The sequence below is a fragment of the Pseudarthrobacter sp. NPDC058196 genome, assembly GCF_042882685.1.
In the GTDB taxonomy this organism is placed as follows: Bacteria; Actinomycetota; Actinomycetes; order Actinomycetales; family Micrococcaceae; genus Arthrobacter.
Genome location: NZ_JBHVVN010000005.1, coordinates 183,612 through 198,862, shown reverse-complemented (window position 1 = coordinate 198,862; position 15,251 = coordinate 183,612). Strand labels below are relative to the sequence as shown.

General features: G+C 67.7%; 15 protein-coding genes. 5 read left to right on the top strand and 10 right to left on the bottom strand.

What is annotated here, in order from left to right; all coding sequences use genetic code 11:
• Positions 1 to 6 precede the first annotated feature (6 nt).
• Genes ACFVVC_RS09080 through glnT form a run of 5 tightly spaced genes read right to left on the bottom strand, consistent with a single transcriptional unit; the run spans position 7 to position 5,608 of the window.
• A complete protein-coding gene (locus tag ACFVVC_RS09080; protein ID WP_387451601.1) occupies positions 7 to 1,179 on the bottom strand; it encodes an FAD-dependent oxidoreductase in 1,173 nt (390 codons plus the stop codon).
• On the bottom strand, positions 1,179 to 2,543 hold the full coding sequence (locus tag ACFVVC_RS09075; RefSeq protein WP_387451598.1) for an FMN-binding glutamate synthase family protein: 1,365 nt from the start codon (positions 2,541 to 2,543) through the stop codon (positions 1,179 to 1,181). The genes ACFVVC_RS09080 and ACFVVC_RS09075 overlap by 1 nt, the downstream gene beginning before the upstream one ends.
• A gap of 9 nt (positions 2,544 to 2,552) precedes the next feature.
• Positions 2,553 to 3,290 (bottom strand): protein glxC, encoded by a 738-nt coding sequence (locus ACFVVC_RS09070; protein ID WP_387451595.1) that lies wholly within the window; start codon positions 3,288 to 3,290, stop codon positions 2,553 to 2,555.
• On the bottom strand, positions 3,278 to 4,186 hold the full coding sequence (locus ACFVVC_RS09065; protein WP_387451592.1) for a glutamine amidotransferase: 909 nt from the start codon (positions 4,184 to 4,186) through the stop codon (positions 3,278 to 3,280). Before ACFVVC_RS09065 ends, ACFVVC_RS09070 begins: the two co-directional genes overlap by 13 nt.
• A gap of 24 nt (positions 4,187 to 4,210) precedes the next feature.
• On the bottom strand, positions 4,211 to 5,608 hold the full coding sequence (glnT, locus tag ACFVVC_RS09060; RefSeq protein WP_387451589.1) for a type III glutamate--ammonia ligase: 1,398 nt from the start codon (positions 5,606 to 5,608) through the stop codon (positions 4,211 to 4,213).
• Positions 5,609 to 6,044: 436 nt separating this feature from the next.
• Between glnT and ACFVVC_RS09055 the strand changes: the two genes are divergently transcribed.
• Positions 6,045 to 6,419: a cupin domain-containing protein gene (locus ACFVVC_RS09055; RefSeq protein ID WP_387451587.1), complete on the top strand. Its 375-nt coding sequence runs from the start codon at positions 6,045 to 6,047 to the stop codon at positions 6,417 to 6,419.
• A gap of 68 nt (positions 6,420 to 6,487) precedes the next feature.
• Here ACFVVC_RS09055 and ACFVVC_RS09050 read toward each other — a convergent pair whose 3' ends face one another.
• Together ACFVVC_RS09050 and ACFVVC_RS09045 are read right to left on the bottom strand one after the other, a co-directional pair.
• Positions 6,488 to 6,850 (bottom strand): hypothetical protein, encoded by a 363-nt coding sequence (locus ACFVVC_RS09050; protein WP_387451584.1) that lies wholly within the window; start codon positions 6,848 to 6,850, stop codon positions 6,488 to 6,490.
• A gap of 121 nt (positions 6,851 to 6,971) precedes the next feature.
• On the bottom strand, positions 6,972 to 8,918 hold the full coding sequence (locus ACFVVC_RS09045) for a primary-amine oxidase (protein ID WP_387451581.1): 1,947 nt from the start codon (positions 8,916 to 8,918) through the stop codon (positions 6,972 to 6,974).
• A 123-nt stretch (positions 8,919 to 9,041) separates the two neighbouring features.
• Between ACFVVC_RS09045 and ACFVVC_RS09040 the strand changes: the two genes are divergently transcribed.
• A complete protein-coding gene (locus ACFVVC_RS09040) occupies positions 9,042 to 9,647 on the top strand; it encodes a TetR/AcrR family transcriptional regulator (protein ID WP_387451578.1) in 606 nt (201 codons plus the stop codon).
• Positions 9,648 to 9,732: 85 nt separating this feature from the next.
• Positions 9,733 to 9,909 (top strand): CsbD family protein, encoded by a 177-nt coding sequence (locus tag ACFVVC_RS09035; protein WP_387451575.1) that lies wholly within the window; start codon positions 9,733 to 9,735, stop codon positions 9,907 to 9,909.
• An 84-nt stretch (positions 9,910 to 9,993) separates the two neighbouring features.
• Here the strand turns inward: ACFVVC_RS09035 and ACFVVC_RS09030 are convergent, their stop codons facing one another.
• On the bottom strand, positions 9,994 to 10,668 hold the full coding sequence (locus tag ACFVVC_RS09030; RefSeq protein ID WP_387451572.1) for a DUF1345 domain-containing protein: 675 nt from the start codon (positions 10,666 to 10,668) through the stop codon (positions 9,994 to 9,996).
• A 166-nt stretch (positions 10,669 to 10,834) separates the two neighbouring features.
• Here ACFVVC_RS09030 and ACFVVC_RS09025 point away from each other — a divergent pair, with 166 nt between their 5' ends.
• Together ACFVVC_RS09025 and ACFVVC_RS09020 are read left to right on the top strand one after the other, a co-directional pair.
• Positions 10,835 to 11,806: a helix-turn-helix domain-containing protein gene (locus ACFVVC_RS09025; RefSeq protein WP_387451569.1), complete on the top strand. Its 972-nt coding sequence runs from the start codon at positions 10,835 to 10,837 to the stop codon at positions 11,804 to 11,806.
• 131 nt (positions 11,807 to 11,937) lie between these two features.
• Complete coding sequence (locus ACFVVC_RS09020; protein ID WP_387451566.1) at positions 11,938 to 12,567, top strand: AmiS/UreI family transporter; 630 nt, start codon at positions 11,938 to 11,940, stop codon at positions 12,565 to 12,567.
• Here the strand turns inward: ACFVVC_RS09020 and ACFVVC_RS09015 are convergent.
• Both ACFVVC_RS09015 and purU read right to left on the bottom strand, forming a co-directional pair.
• Positions 12,560 to 14,032: an APC family permease gene (locus ACFVVC_RS09015; protein WP_387451563.1), complete on the bottom strand. Its 1,473-nt coding sequence runs from the start codon at positions 14,030 to 14,032 to the stop codon at positions 12,560 to 12,562. The two genes, ACFVVC_RS09020 and ACFVVC_RS09015, sit on opposite strands and share 8 nt — an antisense overlap.
• A 318-nt stretch (positions 14,033 to 14,350) precedes the next feature.
• On the bottom strand, positions 14,351 to 15,247 hold the full coding sequence (gene purU, locus ACFVVC_RS09010; protein ID WP_387451560.1) for a formyltetrahydrofolate deformylase: 897 nt from the start codon (positions 15,245 to 15,247) through the stop codon (positions 14,351 to 14,353).
• Positions 15,248 to 15,251: the final 4 nt, after the last annotated feature.

Below are 15,251 nucleotides of genomic sequence, written 5' to 3'. Positions count from 1 at the left end.
TCCGTTCTACGTGGTCAGCGCCGCGGAGGTGGCGCTGCGGAACCTGTCCGGAACCGTTCCGGTGCCGGTGGCGAGGTCCGCGGCCCAGTGGCCGATCAGTGGCGCGAATTTGGCCCCGTGTCCGGAGCAGGGCGAGACGATGGTGAGGTTGGTCGCCCGGTCAATCAGGAAGTCCTCGGTGGGGGTGTTGGTGAACAGGCAGGTGGTTTCGGCGTAGGGCTCAGGGTCCAGGCCGGGCAGGTAGCGGCGGACGTAGTCCGTCACGCGGGCGCGGCTGGCCGGGTCCACCGTTCCGGTCTGGGCCGCCGCCGACGCGATGCGCGGGCCGCCGTTGTACTCCGCCACTTTCTGCCCGGCAAAGCCGGCGTCCCGTCCGCCGGGCAGCCCGTAGGCCTGGATGCCGGCGGCCTTGTGGATGAAGGTGGGCCAGCCCGGGGCACCCGCGGCCGGCCCGCCGTCGTGATCCCTGTACCGGAAGTGGAACGCCTGCTCCTGCCGCACGGTGAATTCCGGCAGCCCGGCCAGGAAGCCCGCCGGAAGCGGCAGCGAGTCCAGCAGCTGCGGCAACCAGCCCCCGGCGCTGACCACGATGTTGGCGGCGTCGATGGTGCTGCCTGCCGCCGAGCGCACGCGGTAGCCGGTGCCGTGGGTTTCCACGCGGGCCACCTTCCAGCCGGTGAGGACCCGGGTACCGTTGCGGACGGCGAGATCCACCATCGCGTTCACGGAGGTTTCGGCGTCGATCACGCCGGCACCGGGGTGCCAGAGCACCTCGGTGTCGAAGGCGATGTGCGGCCAGCGGTTCCGGGCTTCGGCAGCGGAGAGCAGCTCGTGGTCGATTCCGACGGCGCCGAGCACCTCCGCGAGCTGTGCCGGATTTCGCTTCGGCCCGTAATCCACGGCTCCGACGGAGCTGATCAGTTCGGTACCGGCCTCGGCGCCGAGCCCGTCCCAGAGTGCCTTCGATTCCAGGACGGCACGGGCGTAGAACGGATCCGGGTAGGCGTAGCGGAAGATCCGGGCGGAGCCGTGGGAGCTGCCGTCGTGCGCGGCGGGGACGTCGCGTTCCAGGAGCGTGACCTGGTGGCCGCGGGCGGCGAGCTGCCAGGCGGTGGCGGCGCCCGCCAGGCCGGCGCCCACCACCACATAATCCGACGCGTCGGAAGAAGTGTCAGGCATCAGAAGCTCCCCTGGACTCCGGGGATCCAGCTGGTGCCGGCCAGCGGCACGCGGGCCATGGCGGACGCTTCGATGGTCAGTGCCACGAGGTCCTCGGGTTCCAGGTTGTGCAGGTGGGACTTTCCGCAGGCCCGGGCGATGGTCTGGGCTTCCATCGTGAGCACGCGGAGGTAGTTGGCCAGCCGGCGTCCCGCGGCCACCGGGTCCAGCCGTGAAGCAAGCGAAGGGTCCTGGGTGGTGATGCCGGCGGGGTCGCGGCCGTCCTGGAAGTCGTCGTAGAAACCGGCCGCCGAACCGAGGGCGGCGTATTCGGCGGCGTAGCGGGGATCGTTGTCGCCGAGCGCGATCAGGGCTGCGGTGCCGATGGCGACGGCGTCCGCGCCCAGGGCCAGGGCCTTGGCGACGTCGGCGCCGGTGCGGATGCCGCCGGAGACGATGAGCTGGACCTTCCGGTGCACGCCGAGTTCCTGGAGGGCCTGGACGGCCTGCGGGATGGCGGCGAGGGTGGGGATCCCGACGTTCTCGATGAACACCTGCTGCGTTGCGGCGGTGCCGCCCTGCATGCCGTCGACGACCACCACGTCGGCGCCGGATTTCACGGCCAGCGCGGTGTCGTAATAGGGCCGGGAGGCGCCGATCTTGACGTAGATGGGAGTCTTCCAGTCGGTGATTTCGCGCAGTTCGCCGATCTTGATTTCGAGGTCGTCAGGGCCGGTCCAGTCCGGGTGGCGGCTGGCGGAGCGCTGGTCGATGCCCACGGGCAGGGTGCGCATGCCGGCCACGCGTTCGGTGATCTTCTGGCCGAGGAGCATGCCGCCGCCGCCGGGCTTGGCGCCCTGGCCGAGGACGATCTCGATCGCGTCGGCTTTGCGGAGGTCGTCCGGGTTCATGCCGTAGCGGGAGGGCAGGTACTGGTACACCAGGTGCTTTGACTGGCCGCGCTCCTCAGTCGTCATGCCGCCGTCGCCCGTGGTGGTGGAGGTTCCCACCTCGGAGGCGCCGCGGCCCAGCGCCTCCTTGGCGTTGGCGGACAGGGCGCCGAAGCTCATGCCGGCGATGGTCACCGGGGTCTGCAGGTGCAGCGGGCGGCTGGCGTGCCGGTCCCCGAGGACGACGTCGGTATCGCACTTTTCGCGGTAGCCCTCCAGCGGGTAGCGGGACATCGAGGCGCCCAGGAAGAGGAGGTCGTCAAAGTGCGGGACCTTGCGCTTGGCGCCCCAGCCGCGGATGTCGTACACGCCGGTGGCGGCAGCCCGCTGGATGTCGGCGATGGTGGCGCGGTCGAAGGTGGCGGACTCGCGCAGGCCGAGTTCGGCGACGTCGGCGGGTGCCTGGGCGGGGGCGGGGAGGGAAGTGATGGTCACGGGAGCCTCCTAGTAGGCGGTCGAGTTGTCGACGTGGAAGTGGTAGAGGTTCCGGGCGGAGCCGTAGCGCTTGAAATCGGAGGGGTTCTCGGTGCGGCCGGCGGCGGCGAGCAGTTCCGCGAGTTCGGCCAGGTGCTCTTCGCGGAGCGGTTTTTCGATGCAGTCGGCGCCCAGGGAGGCGACAGAGCCTTTGACGTAGATCCGGGCCTCGTAGATGGAGTCGCCCAGGGCATCACCGGCATCGCCGCAGACCACCAGCCGGCCGGCCTGCGCCATGAACGCGGACATGTGGCCGATGTTGCCGCCCACCACGATGTCCACGCCCTTCATGGAGATCCCGCAGCGGGCACCGGCGTTCCCGTCGATGACCACCAGGCCGCCGTGGCCGGTGGCGGCGGCGGACTGGGACGCATCGCCCTTCACGTGGACGCGGCCGGACATGATGTTTTCCGCCAGTCCGACGCCGGCATTGCCGGTGATGGCCACGCTCCCCTTTTGGTGCATCCCGGCGGCGTAATACCCGGCGTGGCCGTCGATGGTCACCGAGACGTCCGCGTTGATGCCCACGGCGAGGCTGTGCTTGCCGCCGGGGTTGGTGACGGTCCAGGCCTGGCCGTCCACGGCGTTGTGCAGGGCCTGGTTCAGGTCGCGGACCGGGACCTCGGCGAGGTCGAGCACCGCGGGCGTGGCGGCGGCAGTGGCAGTTGTTTCAGGCGCGGCGGCTTCGGGGGCTGTCAGAGTGACCATGTGTAGACCTTTCCGGGTTCCGGTTCAAAGATGCGGGCGTTGTCGATGCCGGGCAGCCCGGCGAGGGCGCGGTATTCGGAGGCCATGGCCACGTAGTCCTCGGTTTCGGCGATGATGGCCGGCTTGCAGGCGATGGGGTCGCGGACCACTGCCATGCTGTCCGCGGTGGTGACCACCAGGGTGTAGAAGCCGTCCAAGGCCTTGCCGAGGTTCACCAGCGCCTCCTCGAGGGTGTCGCCCTGCTGCAGCCGGGAGGCGACGTAGCGGGCGCCCACCTCGGTGTCATTCTCGGAGTCGAACACCACGCCCTCTCGCTTCAAGTTCCGCCGGACCGTGGCGTGATTGGAGAAGGAGCCGTTGTGTACCAGGCAGAGGTCGTCGGCCACGGAAAAGGGGTGCGAGCCGCCCGCGGTGACGGCCGATTCGGTGGCCATCCGGGTGTGGGACAGGCCCTGGCTGCCGGCCATCGTTTCCAGCCCGTGCTCGGCGGCGATCTCCATCGGGTGGCCCACGCTCTTCATGACGGCCACATGCTCGCCGCGGCCGATCACGGTGGCGGCGGGCAGGGTTTCGTTGACTGCCTTGGCGAGGAGGTCGGTGCCGACGGCGGCGCCCACCAAGGTGGTGTCACCCACCACCTGCACGGCTGGTGCGGCGTCAGACGGCAGGAGCGACGCGACGCCTTCGGTGATGGCCGCCGTCGTCATGCCCTGGTCCCTGCCGAGCAGGCTCAAGGTGGACCTGCCCGGGGACACCAGGCCGGGGGTGTTGTAGACGGCGAGGCCGGCGGAGTCCGGTCCGCGGTCCACGATCTGGCAGAGCATCGAGGACAGCAGGGCGCCCATTTGGGGGTGCAGCGAGGGGTTGCGCAGCTGCAGCGCGGCGATTCCGCACATGGAAAGTCCTTTGCGAAGTAGGGATCAGATGGAGGTGAGGTAGGTGCGGATTTCCCAGTCGCTGACCTGGTTGTGCCAGTTCAGGAACTCTTCCTCCTTGGCGGCGGCGTAGTACGTGCCGATTTCCGGGTCGCCGCTGAGGCTGGCCAGGATCACCGGGTCACGGCGGAGCGCTTCGACGGCGTGCAGCAGGGTGGGCGGCAGGAAGTGGGCGTCCGGTTTGGACTCGCCTGGGCCGTACGGCGTGCCGGGGTCGGTGGAATTGTCCACCCCGTCCAGGCCTGCCGCGATGGCGGTGGCAATCGCAAGGTAGGGATTGGCAGACCCGTCGCCGGACCGCAGTTCGATCCGGTTGTTGTCGGGGACGCGGATCATGTGCGTGCGGTCGTTCCCGCCGAAGGACGCCTTCCGCGGCGACCAGGTGGCGCCGGAGGAGCTGGTGGTGGCGCCGCTGCGCTTGTAGGAGTTCACGGTGGGGGCGAGGAAAGCCTGCAGGGCAGGGGCATGGTCCAGAAGCCCGCCAATGAAGGAATAGGCGAGGCCGGAGAGCCCAAGGCTCCGCCCGCCGTCGTCCGCTCCCGCCCGCGCCGGGAACAGCGCATCCGCACCTGACCACAGCGAGAGGTGGAAGTGCAGCCCGGTTCCGGTGCGGTCCGTGAACGGTTTGGGCATGAAGGTGGCGGTCATGCCCCGCTGCTCGGCCAGGATGTTCAGGATGTAGCGGAGCGAGATGACGCGGTCTGCGGTGGTGAGGGCGTCCGCGTACGCGAAGTTCTGCTCAAACTGGCCTGCGGCGTCCTCGTGGTCGTTGGCGTAGTTGCCCCAGCCCAGCGAGTTCATCGCCGTGCTGATGGCGGTCAGGTGCTCGTACATCCGGGTCACACCGCGGGCGTCGTAGCAGGGGCGGGGCGAATCGTCGCGCGTGTCGGCGGTGGCAAGCGTCCCGTCGTCGTTCCTGGTGACCAGGAAGTATTCCACCTCGGCGCCCACCTTGGCCTGCATCCCGTGGTCCGCCAGGCGGGCCAGGGCGTTCTTGAGGATGACGCGCGGCGCGTAAGGCCAGGGCCGGCCGTTGACGTGCGGGTCGCAGTGGATGATGGCCAGGCCCTCCTTGATGAAGGGCACCGGGGTGAACGAGGCGAGGTCCGGGACGGCGATCAGGTCCGCGTCCTGGGGCTTCTGGCCGATGAGGCCCGCGGCGTAGCCGGCGAAGCCCATGGCGCCGCACTCGAGTTCGTCGGCGGCTTCCACCGGCACCAGCTTGGCGCAGGGTTTGCCGGTCATGTCCACGAAAGTGGCCAGCAGGAAGCGGACATCGTGGGCGCGGGCAATGTCCTTGAGGGAAATCCCGGCGGCATCCGCACGGGTCGCAGGGGCGGCTGGGGTGGCGGGGGTTACCGCAGGGGTTGCGACACTGGTCATCGAAACATTCCTGTCCGGCTCGGTGTTAGCTAAGAGTAAACCTTGTTGCACCAGATTAGCCAAGATGACGTTTCACGCGTCCGGCCTGCGTGTTAATTGCATGTTTCGGACCCGGGAGCGAGGGGCGGCGTCGCGCAGTCACGCTTCCGGCCCGTGTACCCCCCCAGGTCCAACGGGTGCTGGCCAACGGCGTGAAGTGGGCGGCGCAGCCCGGGCCGGACCGCTCGGCCCGGCCGTGACCACCCGGGCCCGGGAGCGGTTCGAAGGGGCCGGCCGGCATTGACATCGCCTGCGCCGGGGAGCAGATTGAAATCGTTGCGATGCACAGTCCGGCGGGTTCCGGACGGGCACTTCCCGCCCCGCCGGACCGTGATTCCCTGAGCGGCTCAGCGCCCGTGGGCGAATTTCATAACCACTCCCTTTCGAGGAGCCAGAAATGCCTGCAGTAACGGTCAAGGACCTTGAAACCAAGTCCTTCAACGACGCCGACGAGAAGCGCCGTCCGCCCAAGACCCAAGTGGACGTGGTCAACATTGGCGGCGCCACCCTGGGCCGGCTCACCTTCGAACCGGGCTGGCGCTGGTCCGAAACGGTCAAAACCGTGGTCCACACCGACAGCTGCCAAAACAACCACCTTGGCTTCTGCACCGCCGGGACCCTGACCGTCCAGCTGGACGACGGCACCCGCACCACCATCCACGCCGGAGACGCCTACTCCATTCCGGCCGGCCACGACGCCTGGGTGGAAAACGATGAGACGTTCATTGGCTATGAAGTCATGAGTGCGGCCGAGTACGCCAAGCCCGCCTGACACCGAACAAACGCCAGGCTGCGCGCCGGCACCTTTCCGCCGCACGCAGCCTGGCTTTTTAGCGCCGCCTAACGCCGGCGCAGCCTCGCCACCAGCGTGGCGGCCACCAGTGCGGTTCCCAGTTCCAGGCCGATGACCAGCAGCAGCTGCGCGCTGCCGCCGGGCCCGGCACCAGTGGACGACGACGGCACTGCACCGTGCGCGTGGCCGGCACCGCCGGCTCCCAGCAGGAGTGCCGCGTGGACGGCGGCCATGGCCACGGCGGCCGCGGTGACCTTGTGAAGTGCGGCCACCCCGCGGTGCCGCCAGATATGGACGGCGCAGGGGACGCAGACCGCGGCAAGGGCCAGCATGAGGGCGCTGAGCCACGCACCATGGGTGCCTGCGGCGGCCAGCCAGACGTGCATTGCGCAGGAAACGGCGGTGACCACGGCTGCGAGCCGGGGATGAAAGACGGGAGTACCGGCTCGGGCCCGGGCCGCCGTCGTCGTCCTTCGTTCCGCCGTGCCGCTTGCTGGCGGCGTGGGGGCCGGCGCTGGGGCTGGGGCGGCGCTAGTGGCAGCCACCGCTGCCGCCCTCAGTGTGGCAGGACGCGGCCTGCCGGTTCGGGTTGGCGGGGACATCCAGCACCGGACTGCGGTCGAAGAAGCCTTCCGGGCGAAGCCTGAAGCCCACAGTGTCCACGGGCATGATGGGCCAGTCCTCCACCCGGGGGAAGTGGGTGAGGCCGAAGGTATGCCAGACCACGATGTCCTGGCCGTCAAGGTCGCGGTCCTGCGCCACGTAGGCCGGCAGGCCAGCGCCGCCGGCGTGCTGGTTGACGAAGTCACCGGTGGGGTAGCGTTCCTTGTCCGCGTAGCGGGTGACCCAGAGGTCCTTGGTGGCGAAGGCTGCCCGGCGGGCGATCGAAGAAGCGGGGTCCGCGAGCAGCGTGGGCTGGTTGTGCGAGTGGAGTTTGTAGCCTACTGGTTCACCCAGCCGGTTGCGGGATTCGGGGTTGGAGATGATCCAGGTGCGGCCGGCGCGAGCGTCGGCCTCGCGGACGGCTTCGGACTCACGCGCCAGCACGGTGCGCTTGCGGGAGAAGGCGTTGCCGCGCTCGTTGCCCGGCCCCAGGGCCTGACGGACCACGTCTTCCTCCTCCACCCGGTTGGTGAACCCGTCGATGGCCATGTCCAGCCGGGCGCTGAAGAGGTGCTGGTGGAACGGCGCGCCCAGGCCGGGGGCCAGCTGGGAGATGTTGTCCGAACCGCCCTCCGGGTACGCCGAGGTGAAGACGACGCCGGTGGCCTTGGCCTCGAATTCGATGGTGCCGTCCAGGTAGAGGTACCAGTAGAAGCCGTAGTCGTAGTTGCCGATGGTGGTGAAGAAGGAGATCACCAGGCGGCGGTTGCGGCGGGTGTAGGTGACGCCGCTCCAGAGGTCGGAGTGCTTGGCAAGGATGCCCCAGTCCTCCTCATGCATGCAGATACCGTTGCGGATGTCCCGCGGGTTGCCGAACGCGTCGGAGATGACAGGGCTGAGGTAGGTGATCTCGCCCAGGCAGTCGCAGCCCAGTTCAAGGGAGTTTGCGTACTGGCCCACCAGGTATTCGCCAGTGTCGAAGTAGTTCTGCCAGGACCGGACCGGCGACGGGTCACCGTAGGGAACCACCATCTCGGCGATGGAGGCCCGGTTGATGATGGGCCGCTTCCGGTCGCCGTCCTGGAAGGCAAGGTTGTGCAACACCACGCCCTCGCGGACGTCGAAGCCGACGTCGACGCTCCACTTTTCCCATTCGACATGGTTGCCGCCGGTGACAGTGAAACTGGGGCCCTCGGGCTGGGTGATGCTGATGGGCTTTTGGGTGGTCCGCAGCGGGCCGGTCAACTCCGGGTCGGTGTAGTTGCCGTGTTCGGCCGGGACGGGCATCACGCCAAGGTCGATTACCTGGGTGACCTCGTTGCTGACCACATCCACATAGGCCACCAGGCCGTCCACCGGGTGCGCCCAGGCACTGTCCTCCGGGAACTCCTGCACGAACGCCAGACCGCGGAGGATCCGGCGGCCCTTTTCTTCGGCGTACTCGAAGACGCCGGCGGACAGCGGGGCCACCCGCACCTTGCCTGCCTCCAGCCCGCGGTCCGCGAGCGCTTTGAGCCACCGTTCGTCCGTGGCCAGCAGGGCTTCCACCACTTCGAACTCCTCCTCGAGGACCGGGAGCTCGCCGGTCACCGCGGTGTCCAGTTCGACGGCGGTGAGTACCTTCTGTCCGGTGGCGGAGACCTCGACGTCGCGCGGCGCAGCACCTGAGACATCGTGGATGAAGACGCGGAAGCGCCGGTCCGCCGCCGCTGGATCGGTGCCGCGCGCAGGATCCAGCAGGCCCAGGTAGGCGATCCTGTGCTGCGGGCCCAGGTGGCCTTCCGACTGCAGGATGGAGCGTACGTCCAGGATTTCCTGCGCCGTGACCGGCCCGTAGGCAGAGGCTGATGCAGTGTCGGTGGGTGCAAGCGTCATGGAGTGAACCTTCGTCCGGGCCGTTGCCGGCCGCTGGGTTTATTTTCTATAGTTGTAGAGAATAAACGTCCGTAACATGGCTCACAAGAGGTTGGGCAAAGAAATTTCCGGGGAGTGGCCGCCGTGCCGAAGATTGTTGACCATGACGAGCGCCGGCTGGAGCTCGTGGATGCCACCTGGCGGATCATCGCCCGGCAGGGGCTGGAAAGTGCCACCATGCGCGAGATTGCCATGGAGGCCGGCTTCGCCAACGGCGCCCTGAAGCCCTACTTCCCCACGAAGGACACGCTGCTGGAGTTCGCCTTCAGCCATGTGTTCAACCGGACCAACCAACGCATCGCCCAGGTGACTGCAGGCAAGGCCGGACTGGAGGCGCTCCGGGCCTTTTGCCTGGAGGTCCTCCCCCTCGATGAGGAGCGCATCAATGAAGCGCGGGTGGTCATCCCGTTCTGGCAGAAGGCTGTCAGCGATCCCCGGAAGGCGGATATCCACCGGGAATCCATGGCGGAATGGCTGGCCGCTATTTGCAGCTTCCTCGGCGAGGCAAGGAACCGCGGCGACGTAAATGCCGGCATCGCCGACTCCGTCCTCGCCGGCCAGTTGCTGAACATGCTGCTGGGGGCCCAGATCGAGGCCGCCCTTGCGCCGGAGGGTCAACTGGAGTTCGGCCACGCCGCGCAACTGGAAGGCTATCTCGCCCTGCTGGGCAAAATTCCAGGCGGCAAATGAGTCCCAAACTCGAAAGTATGCTTACTATTGTGTGGTCAGGTTCTGGTGCAGACCGGAGCGAGCACGAACTGTTAGGAGCATCTCCATGGGTTTGGACGACAAGATCGGCAACGCTGCAGAGAAGCTTGGCGGCAAGGGCAAGGAAGCCGCCGGCAACGCCACGGGCGATGAAAGCCTGAAGGCTGAAGGCCAGGGCGACCAGGCAAAAGCCGACATCAAGCAGGCCGGCGAAAAAGTCAAGGATGCCTTCAAGAAGGATTAATTGACGCCTCATACAATGGGTGCAGCTCCAGCAGGAGCTGCACCCATCGGCGTTAACGGAGCCAATCCGCACCCACCCGGGGGCTTAGTGGATAAGGCCCGACACCAGGTTGATGGTGGTTGCCAGGACGATGGCCCCCAGCAGGTAGGACAGCAGGGCCTGCCGCAGGACGGTGGAGCGGATGGCGTTGGTCTTCAGGTCGGTATCCGATACCTGGAAGGTCATGCCAACAGTGAAGGCCAGGTACGCGAAGTCCGCATAGCGGGGCTGGGTTTCCTCATTGAAATCTACGCCGGTCCCGTCGCGGTAGTAGATGGCCGCGTACCGGAGCGTGAACAGGGTGTGGACCAGGAACCAGGACAGGGCAATGCTGCCCAGGGCCATGGCCACCGTGGCATCCTTGCTCATGCCCTGCGAATTGGAGGCATCCAGCAGGATCAGGGCCACCCCGGCAAAACTGGCCACCGTGGCACTGAGGACCAACGTGTCCGAGAAGACCCGGCCGGGATCCTCCCGCCGGGCATGGGCCGCCGTTGCACCCGGGCCCAGGTGCCGGATGACGCTCCAGACCCAGATCAGGTACGTGGCAGACGCGGCGGCCCAGCCAAGGGCGGGCGCATAGGCCCAGTGGCCAAAGGCTCCCACAGCCAGCGCCACCACCACACCGACGGCGAGCATCACCACCATCCGCAGCCGGGAATGATGCGCGGGGGAATTGAAGTTGCGGTGGCGGTCCTGGGAAGCGGCGACGGCGTTCATGCGCGGATCATGCCACGGGAAGCTTGGAAACGCCTGACAGGCAGCCGCACTTTTCTTTTTTCGCCAACCGTTGAAAAAAGATTCGGCCCGCGTTAACCTGAACGTACTGTGCCGCAGGACACAGTACGGGGGAACATCAGGTGGCCATCTGTCGCAAGGAACATCCATGCCAGCAACAGCTACAGCCGGAAAAGTTACCCGGCCCGAACGCCAGGACGTAACCGCGAGCATTGCGGCATCCTTTGACCACTGGAAGCACCTTGTGGCGGAGTCCTTCGTGCCCCTCACCGCCCAAACAGCTGACGTGGACGGCTTCCAGGGCCGGATGTGCTCCCGGGTGCTGGACCGGATGTCCATTGTCGAAGTGACCGCCACCTCGCACGAAGTCCACCGCACCCCGGCGCTGATCGCGCAGGCCCATGAACGCTATTTCAAGCTCAACCTGCAACTGGAGGGCACCGGGCTGCTGATCCAGGACAACCGCGAAGCCGTGCTTCAGCCCGGGGACCTGGCCATCTACGACACCAACCGTCCGTACACCCTCGCGTTCGAGGACACGACCCGGATCATGGTGCTGATGTTCCCCTGCGACGCCGTCTCCCTGCCTGCCGACTATGTGGGGCAGCTGGCGGCCGTGCGGATGGGCAGCGGAGGCCTGAGCGGCCTGGTCGGGCAGTTCATCCGCCAGCTGTCGGAAGACCTGGACGTCCTGAACGGACCCAGCGGGTCACGGCTGGCAACGAACGCCCTGGACCTGGTGTCCACCATGCTGCATGCGGAAATGGATATAAAGCCGGACCGGATGAAGCCGCAGGCGCTGCTGGCCGTCTCGGTCCGCGAATACATCGAGGCGAACCTGTCGGACCCGCTGTTGTCCCCGGCGAGCATCGCAGCCGCACATTTCATCTCCACCCGGCACCTGCACAACGTCTTTCACGAGTCCGGGACCACGGTGGCCAGCTGGATCAAGACCCAGAGGCTTGAGGGCGCCCGCCGCGAACTCCGGGACCCGCTCCACGCGGGGCAGCCCGTCGGCGCGGTTGCGGCCCGCTGGGGTTTCCTGGACGCAGCCCACTTCAGCCGCACCTTCCGCGATGCCTTCGGCGCCTCACCCAGCGAGTGGCGCAAAAGCGCCTAGTAGGGGGCATCCGGCCCTCCCCACCGATTACGACCAGGGCCCGCTGGGCACCATGCCACCGCTTCCGCTAACGTCCGTCGGGTGACAAAGAAGTTTCACCTTGCGCTGGTTATTCGGGAAGAGGGCCGCTGATGCCTTTCATTTGCCTCCTGCTCTCCGGTGCCGCACTATTGGCCAACGGGCTGGCGACCCTCGGGCACGTTCCCCGCCGCGACGCCGCCGCCCTCAACCTGCTGGTGGGCGGCACCCAGCTGGTGCTCGCCGTCGTCTTTGTCTCTGCCGCCGGGAACGCTCCGGCGCCGCTCCTCACGGCAGCCGGCATGTTCCTGTTCGGAGCCACCTATCTGTACTCGGGCCTGGACGTGCTGCTGGGTCTCGGGTCACGCGGCCTGGGCTGGTTTTGCGGGCTGGTGGCGTTCTGCGGCGCGCTGCTGGCCACCGCCTGGCTGGGCGCAGACCCACTGCTCGCGGTGCTGTGGGTGTGCTGGTCCGTGCTGTGGGCCCTGCTGTTCGCCTGCCTGGCCCTCGGCGCAGTGCGGCTTGAACGTTTCACGGGCTGGGCTTTGGTGCTGGCCGCACCGGTGTCGGCCACAATTCCGGCACTCCTTGGCCTGGCAGGGTTCTGGCCCGCCTCCCCCGCCGCGGCGTGGGGTGCTGCGCTGATCGGGGCCATCCTGTTCGTCGCGGCACGCGCACTGGCCCGGCGTGGACCAAAGGTTCCGCGCCGGGCCAGTGCCGGAAATCCAGCGCCTGCTAGGTGATGGCGTGGCCCAGGGAAGCCGAGTGGCGGCGCTGGATGACCCATTCCACCAGAACCCCGGCCAGGAAGACCACCGGGACCGCCGCGAGCAGGGCTGTGGCCGTCTCGGCATTGCCCCCAATGAGGGCGGTGAAATTACTGACCACCAGGTAAAGGACCCATGCCAGCAGGACTGCCGCCACGACCGGGGCAATCCGGGTCTGCCACAGCCCTGCTCCGGCATGTTCCCGGCGGAAGAACGCGACGACGGCGGCTGAGCAGAGCATGTACAGCACCAACAGCGCCGCCACGGCCAGGCCGCTGAACCAGGAGAACAGGGTCAGCACGGGGTCCATCGCCAGGATGGCGAACGGCACCACCAGGACGACGGCGGTGGCGGACTGGACCCAGGCGGCCGCCGCAGGTGCCCGGTGCCGGTTGGTCCGGGCGAGGACGGCTAGCATGGAACCGCGCAGGGCCAGGGAGTGGAGGTACCGGTTGATGCCATTGTGGAAGGCGATGATCCCGGCGAGCAGCGAGGTGACCAGCAGGATGCCGGCCACGACGCCCGCCCAGGGACCGAACAGTTCCACCAGCGGACCCAGCACGAAGGACGTGGCATCCCCGGACTCGAGGGCGGCGCCGGCGGCGTCCATCACCTGGGAGGGCCCGTAGTAGCTGACCAGCATCCAGGAGATGAAGGCGAAGAACACCGAGATCACCCCCACCGAGAGGTATGTGGCCCTGGCAACGGTGCGGTGCGGATCCTTGGCCTCGGCGGAGTAGATGGCAGTGGACTCGAAGCCGAACATGGACGCCACGGCAAACATGATGGCAACGCCGGGGGCGCCGGCACCGATCGCTTCCGGGGAAAAGGACGCCGCAACGCTGATGCCCTCCGGCCCGCCGCCGTGGAACAGCACGGTGAAGCCGAACATCAGCAGGATGGCCACCTCCAGGCCCACCAGCACGGCCAGGACGCGGGCGCCGAGTTCGATGTTGAGGGAGCCCAGCACCTGGACGCCCGCCATGGTGGCCAGGGCCAGCAGCCACCACGGCACCTCCAGGCCGATCGAAGCCAGGAGCCCGGAGAAGGCCGCACCATACAGCCCGTACATGGCGGCCTGGACGGTGCTGTAGGCCAGCAGGGCCAGCCAGGCCGCGCCGGCTCCGGTCCGCCTGCCAAAAGCTGCCGTCACGTAGGCGTAGAAGGCGCCGTTCGCCTGGATCTTCCGGCTCATGGCCACAAAGCCGACGGCGAAGATCACGATGACTATGCCCACGATCAGGTACGCGCCCGGGGCGCCGGCACCGTTGCCCAGCGCCGCCGCCAGCGGCGAGGCACCCACGATCCCCGTCAGGGGCGCCTGGGCGGACAGGACGAAGAACAGGATGCCGAGCACGCCGATGCTGCCGGCGCGGAGGGCGGTGGAATGCTCCTTGGCCGGAGCGTCAGCGGTCCGGGTCTCGGAATTCGAAATACTCATTGGATCCTTCTTAACGGTCATGAGCTCGGGAGGGTTGCTGTGGAATCCAGCTTGGCAGCGGCGGGGATTTCCGCTTTGTCCACCAGCGATCAGTTGTTGTCCATCAGCGCAGCGCCGGTCCGGGCATCCTCCCGCCCGCCGCGTCCGCGCCGAAATTCCCCACCTTGCCGCCCGCACCACCCACAGCCGACGGCGTGTGGCGGGGACACGCCGTCGGGCGCGCTTAAACATGGGGAGAGTCAGCCGGGCACAACAAAACGCGGCCGGCCTCCCCGGGAGGGGAAGCCGGCCGCGCCGTCGTTATTCAGTTGGATCCGCCTACCGCAGCACCACCGTGCGGTTGCCCTGCAGCAGGACCCTGCCCTCGCAGTGCCATTTCACCGCGTTGGAGAGTGCCTTGCATTCGGTGTCACGCCCGGCGGCCACCAGGTCCTCGGGCCCGTAGGTGTGGTCCACCTCCACCACCTGCTGCGCAATGATGGGCCCTTCGTCCAGTTCAGCATTGACGTAGTGCGCTGTGGCGCCCACGGTCTTGACGCCCCGCGCGTAGGCCTGGTGGTACGGCTTGGCGCCCTTGAAGCTGGGCAGGAACGAGTGGTGGATGTTGATGGCCCGGCCGTCGAGCTTCCGGGTGAGGTCGTCGCTGAGCACCTGCATGTAGCGGGCCAGGACCACCAGTTCCACCTCCAGCCCGTCCACCAGCTCCATCAGCTGCGCCTCGGCCTCGGGTTTCGTGGCGGCCGTGACCGGGATGTGGTGGAACGGGATGCCGTGCCACTCCACCAGGGCCTGGTGGTCCCGGTGGTTGGACACCACGGCCACCACGTCCACCGGCAGTTCGCCGATCCGGGCACGGAACAGCAGGTCGTTGAGGCAGTGCCCGAACTTGGACACCATGATCAGCACCTTGCGCTTGGAGCCCTGGCGTTCCAGCTGCCACCGCATGCCGAACTTGTCCGCGACCGGGGCAAACGAGTCCCGCAGGACTTGCAAGGTGGAATCGTCGCCCTCGGAAACGAAGTGCACCCGCATGAAGAAGTGGCCTTCGGAGCGCTCACCGAACTGCTTGTTGTCGATGATGTCGCAGCCGTGTTCCAGCAGGAAGCCGGAGACGGCGTGCACGATGCCGGGGCCCTCGGCGCAGTCGAGGGTCAGGACGTGCTCCACGGTGGTGGGCGCCTTCGGGGCAGGGATCTGGGTTTCAGTAACAGTCATGGCT

What these genes read in the sequence shown, in the direction of transcription:
- ACFVVC_RS09080 (WP_387451601.1), bottom strand. Translation starts at nt 1,179, where the DNA reads ATGCCTGACACTTCTTCCGACGCGTCGGATTATGTGGTGGTGGGCGCC.
- ACFVVC_RS09070 (WP_387451595.1), bottom strand. Translation starts at nt 3,290, where the DNA reads ATGGTCACTCTGACAGCCCCCGAAGCCGCCGCGCCTGAAACAACTGCC.
- ACFVVC_RS09065 (WP_387451592.1), bottom strand. Translation starts at nt 4,186, where the DNA reads ATGTGCGGAATCGCCGCGCTGCAGCTGCGCAACCCCTCGCTGCACCCC.
- glnT (WP_387451589.1), bottom strand. Translation starts at nt 5,608, where the DNA reads ATGACCAGTGTCGCAACCCCTGCGGTAACCCCCGCCACCCCAGCCGCC.
- ACFVVC_RS09055 (WP_387451587.1), top strand. Translation starts at nt 6,045, where the DNA reads ATGCCTGCAGTAACGGTCAAGGACCTTGAAACCAAGTCCTTCAACGAC.
- ACFVVC_RS09045 (WP_387451581.1), bottom strand. Translation starts at nt 8,918, where the DNA reads ATGACGCTTGCACCCACCGACACTGCATCAGCCTCTGCCTACGGGCCG.
- ACFVVC_RS09035 (WP_387451575.1), top strand. Translation starts at nt 9,733, where the DNA reads ATGGGTTTGGACGACAAGATCGGCAACGCTGCAGAGAAGCTTGGCGGC.
- ACFVVC_RS09030 (WP_387451572.1), bottom strand. Translation starts at nt 10,668, where the DNA reads ATGAACGCCGTCGCCGCTTCCCAGGACCGCCACCGCAACTTCAATTCC.
- ACFVVC_RS09025 (WP_387451569.1), top strand. Translation starts at nt 10,835, where the DNA reads ATGCCAGCAACAGCTACAGCCGGAAAAGTTACCCGGCCCGAACGCCAG.
- ACFVVC_RS09020 (WP_387451566.1), top strand. Translation starts at nt 11,938, where the DNA reads ATGCCTTTCATTTGCCTCCTGCTCTCCGGTGCCGCACTATTGGCCAAC.
- ACFVVC_RS09015 (WP_387451563.1), bottom strand. Translation starts at nt 14,032, where the DNA reads ATGAGTATTTCGAATTCCGAGACCCGGACCGCTGACGCTCCGGCCAAG.
- purU (WP_387451560.1), bottom strand. Translation starts at nt 15,247, where the DNA reads ATGACTGTTACTGAAACCCAGATCCCTGCCCCGAAGGCGCCCACCACC.